Source organism: Acidovorax sp. KPB24-03 (assembly GCF_057546605.1).
The window spans coordinates 1-2,976 of record NZ_BAAJYR010000423.1 but is presented as its reverse complement, the minus strand read 5'-3'; the positions used below and the strand labels follow the sequence as shown (position 1 = coordinate 2,976).

At 69.7% G+C, this 2,976-nt stretch carries 2 protein-coding genes; one reads left to right on the top strand and one right to left on the bottom strand.

Annotation, left to right across the window (positions count from 1 at the left end):
* On the bottom strand, positions 1-1,229 hold a 1,229-nt coding region (locus AC27KI_RS21965; RefSeq protein WP_487115827.1), incomplete at its 3' end, for a methyl-accepting chemotaxis protein.
* Between the two features lie 275 nt (positions 1,230-1,504).
* Here AC27KI_RS21965 and AC27KI_RS21960 point away from each other — a divergent pair.
* Positions 1,505-2,976: methyl-accepting chemotaxis protein (locus tag AC27KI_RS21960; RefSeq protein WP_487115825.1), on the top strand; the 1,472-nt coding region annotated here is incomplete at its 3' end.

Below are 2,976 nucleotides of genomic sequence, written 5' to 3'. Positions count from 1 at the left end.
CCCCGGCCCTGGTCGCCGGCGCGTGCGGCCTCCACGGCGGCGTTCAGTGCCAGGATGTTCGTCTGGAAGGCGATGGAGTCGATCACGCCGGTGATGTCGGCGATGCGGCGCGAGCCCGTGGCGATGCGGTCCATGGTGTCCACGACCTGCGTGACCACGCCGCTGCCTTCCTGCGCCACGCTGGCGGCCTGCGAGGCCAGGGCTTCCGTGCGCTCGGCGGACGCCGCCGCATCCGCCACGCGGCGGGTGACCTGCTCCAGCGAGGCCGCGGTTTCCTGCAGCCGCGCGGCGGCCTCCTCGGTGCGGTTGGACAGGTCGGCGTTGCCGCCCGCGATGTCGGTCGAGGCGGCGCTGATGCTCTGCCCCAGGGTCTGCACGCGGTGCACCAGGCTGCGCAGCGCGCCCTGCATCACCGACAGCGAGGTGAGCATGCGGCCGGTCTCGTCGCGTTCGTGGCCGGCGATGTCCTGGCGCAGGTCCAGCCCGGCCACGCGGTCCGCCGTGGCGCTGGCGATGGCGATCGGGCGGGTGATGCTGCGCACCAGCCACAGCGCCAGCAGGGTGCCCAGGGCCAGCGACAGCGCGCCGAAGGCCACCAGCGCCCAGCGCGCCATGCCGCTCAGGCGCGCGACCTGCGCCGCCGCTTCGTCGATGTCCTGCCGCTGCGACTGCGAGAGCGCTTCGAGCGCCTGGAGCAGCGCCGTGGCCGAGGGCAGGAAGCGTTCACCGTAGACCTTGCGGATGCGCTCGGTGAGGCCCGAATCGCGCGCGGCCACCAGCTCCGTCCGCGCGGCCAGGAAGGTGGCGCCCATGGTGCGCACCTGCGCCACCTGCTGCATGTCCTCGGTGCCTTCGAGCCGCCGGGCCAGTTGGGCGACCAGCGCGTCGTACTGCTGCTGGGTGCGCGCGATGTCGGCGCCGAGGATCTCGCCCACCTCGGGTTCGGAACTCAGTGCCACGGCCTTGTAGCGCTCGGCGTTGATGGCCTGCAGCCGGTACGCATCGGCCACCAGGCGCTCGGTCGCGACGCTGCGCTGCACCATGGCGTCCGTGGCGCGGCCGATGTGGTGCAGCGACCAGATGCCGATGGCCGAGCCCACCAGGCTCAGCGCCAGGACGGCGAGAAAGACAGTCAGCAGGCGCTGGCTCAGTGAGCCGGTGCCCGGCCGGGCGGCAGTGGGGGCAGGGGATGCGTTGGACGCGAGAGATGCAGTGAAGGGGTGTGCCATGTGGAGTCCGAAGGTGTGGCGGGCGCCATGGCGGGGCCGGAAGGCGCGCGCCGGCGCGGTCGCGATGGCAGTGACTTTGCCCTCTATTTGTGACAATTTGTTTTCCACTGCACGGTGTGAGGGCATGGCGCCGCGTGTTGGCCCCTCGGTGAATACCCCGTCGGCTATTGGCAGGGCGCCGCATATAGTGATCGCCGATGCGGCCCACGAGGCCGTGTTTTTTTTGGTGGCGTGGTTATTGCTAACGCTCAAGTAACATTTTGTAGAGGAGAGCCATGAACGCTCTGGGCCGCCTGTCGATTCGCACCCGCCTGTATTTCGGGACGATCTTTTCCTTGGTGCTCCTCGTCGTCATCGGTGCCATGGGCTATCTCGCCCTGGACCGTACGCGGGACACGTTGCAGGTGCTGTTTTCGCAGCGCGTGCAGACCCTGACCGACATGGCCGAACTGCGCACCACACTGGGGAATCTGCGCCGGGCCGAGAAGGACATCATCATCAACTTCAACAACTCGGTCGAAGTGTCGGCCCTGCGCGACAGCTGGGGCAAGACGCTCGCCGCGCTGCGCAAGAGCCTGGCCGACGTGCGGCAGGCCCAGGCGGGGGATGCCGCCTTCGTCGAGGGCATCGACAAGTCGCTCGCCGAGATCAAGCAGTACGAAGCCGGCATCTCGCCCATCTTCGAGCAGATCGAGCGCGCGCAGATCGACGGGGCTGGGGGCGGCGCCTATGCCGACCGCCTCAAGCAGCACATGGAGGCCACCGACCAGCTGTTCGCCAGCCTGGCCACCACCGCGCGCCAGCAGATGGAGGAGGCGCGCCAGGGCGTGGAAGCGCGCACGGCCTTCATGTCGGCCGCGATCGGCGGCGGGCTCCTGCTGGGGCTGGCGGTGCTCATTCCGCTGACCTTCTTCAGCGTGCGCTCCATCACGCAATCGCTGGCCCAGGCGCGCGATCTGGCCGAGCGCATCGCCAGCGGCGATCTGTCGCACGAGGTGCATGCCACGCAGCAGGACGAGGTGGGCCAGTTGGTGACCGCCATGGGCCGCATGCAGGACTCGCTGCGCGGCCTGGTGCGCCAGGTGCAGGAAGCGTCGGGCAGCATCTCCACGGCCAGCACCGAGATCGCCTCGGGCAACCACGACCTGAGCCAGCGCACCGAGCAGACGGCGGCCAACCTGGAAGAAACCGCGTCGTCCATGGAGCTGCTCACCAGCACCGTGCAGCAGAGCGCGCAGTCCGCGCGCCAGGCGAGCGAATTCGCCACCACCGCGGCCGAGGTGGCCGCGCGCGGCGGCGCCGTGGTGTCGCAGGTGGTCAGCACCATGGGGCAGATCACCGACAGCTCGCGCAAGATCGCCGACATCACCGGCGTGATCGATTCCATCGCCTTCCAGACCAACATCCTGGCGCTGAACGCGGCGGTGGAAGCCGCCCGCGCTGGCGAGCAGGGCCGGGGCTTCGCCGTGGTGGCCAGCGAGGTGCGCAGCCTGGCCGGGCGCAGCGCCGAGGCCGCCAAGGAGATCAAGAACCTCATCACCATCAGCGTGGACCGCGTGGGCCAGGGCACCACGCTGGTGAACCAGGCTGGCATGACCATGGACGAGGTGGTCGCCTCGGTGCGGCGGGTGACTGACATCATGGGCGAGATCAGCGCCGCCAGCAGCGAGCAGAGCGCCGGCGTGGAGCAGGTGGGCCAGGCCATCACCCAGATGGACCAGGTCACCCAGCAGAACGCCGCGCTGGT